Source organism: Lonsdalea iberica (assembly GCF_002111585.1).
GTDB classification, from domain to species: domain Bacteria; phylum Pseudomonadota; class Gammaproteobacteria; order Enterobacterales; family Enterobacteriaceae; genus Lonsdalea; species Lonsdalea iberica.
Genome location: NZ_LUTP01000112.1, coordinates 1 through 1,152, shown reverse-complemented (window position 1 = coordinate 1,152; position 1,152 = coordinate 1). Strand labels below are relative to the sequence as shown.

The following is a 1,152-nucleotide window of genomic DNA, read 5'->3' as shown; positions in this document are numbered from 1 at the left end:
ATCGCGCTCAAAATACTGCTTGTATTCGGACCAGGTCGTCGCGGCGATGGTGCGTAGTTCGCCACGTGCCAGAGCGGGTTTCAACAGGTTAGCCGCATCCGCGCCCCCCGCCTGATTACCGGCACCGATGATCGTGTGGGCTTCGTCAATAAACAGCAGGACAGGCACCGGCGACTGCTGGACTGCATCAATCACGTTTTTCAGACGCTGTTCGAACTCACCTTTCACGCCTGCGCCCGCCTGCAACAGACCGAGGTCAAGGGTGCGCAGGATGACCGGCTTGAGGGATTCCGGGCATGCTACCGCCCCTCGCTGTTTCCCGTTCAGGGGACCAAAGCGCATGTGGTCGGGCAGGCAGATGGTGAATTTCTTTGCTGAATGCCCATATCGACAGTCGCTTAACGAAGAAATCCATTCAGGTCCGCGTGACGGACCTGAACAGGGAGCAAATTAAAAACGGTGCCCCAGATATTCACGTTTATTAATTTCGATAGGTCTGGTCACACTGTTATCCAGAATGACATGCCAGCAGGAACTGCTGCTGTTGGGCCGTAATGTCATATGCCACCGAGCATCACCGCCACCATTCGGCCCGGCTTTACGATGCGGCCCGGCAATCACCATAAGAGTTCCGTTGCAATAAGCATTGTTTAACTGACAATCCAACCCACAGGCTTTTTCAATAAGACGCGCCGTATAGTTTTTGCTAAAGCGCTGGTCTTTCTGCCAATTAGTCGCCCAGTTCGCGAGTGAAACAGACATAGATCTCTCCTATACCCGCATTGCGATACGCAAAGGGATCGCAATGCAGTGTGAACACAGTCTTACGCGGTGGCGCGTTCGTTCCACGCATCGGAATGAATGATGTTGCCGTCTTTGTAAGTCCAGGTGATTTTTTCGTAACGCAGTTCAACGCACTCCAGGTGGTTATGTTTCTCTTTGGAAGGATCCTTGATGTCGTACATTTCAGGATTTACTTTCACCACTTTCACATTCTCAAGTTTGGTGTTGAAGTACTCCACTTCCTGGCCTGCGTCGTTGATTTTGTACCACTTGAATTCTGCAGATTTCAGGGTCTGCCCGGTGGTCACAGCCTTGTACAGATAAGGGCTGGATGAGTCGATTTCCTTGGTGAACAGGAACGGGGTGTGG

Annotated in this window: 2 protein-coding genes and 1 pseudogene; all 3 read right to left on the bottom strand. The window is 52.1% G+C overall.

The window, feature by feature from the left end:
* A pseudogene (locus AU511_RS16920) lies at window positions 1-294 on the bottom strand (AAA family ATPase); the annotation flags it as partial.
* A gap of 156 nt (window positions 295-450) precedes the next feature.
* Entirely contained in the window at window positions 451-762 is a 312-nt protein-coding gene (locus AU511_RS16915; RefSeq protein ID WP_094110368.1) for a hypothetical protein, read from the bottom strand.
* 62 nt (window positions 763-824) lie between these two features.
* On the bottom strand, window positions 825-1,152 hold a 328-nt coding region (tssD, locus tag AU511_RS16910), incomplete at its 5' end, for a type VI secretion system tube protein TssD (RefSeq protein WP_094110367.1).

Excerpts from the sequence above, each read along its gene's own strand:
- AU511_RS16915 (WP_094110368.1), bottom strand. The coding sequence starts at position 762 with ATGTCTGTTTCACTCGCGAACTGGGCGACTAATTGGCAGAAAGACCAG.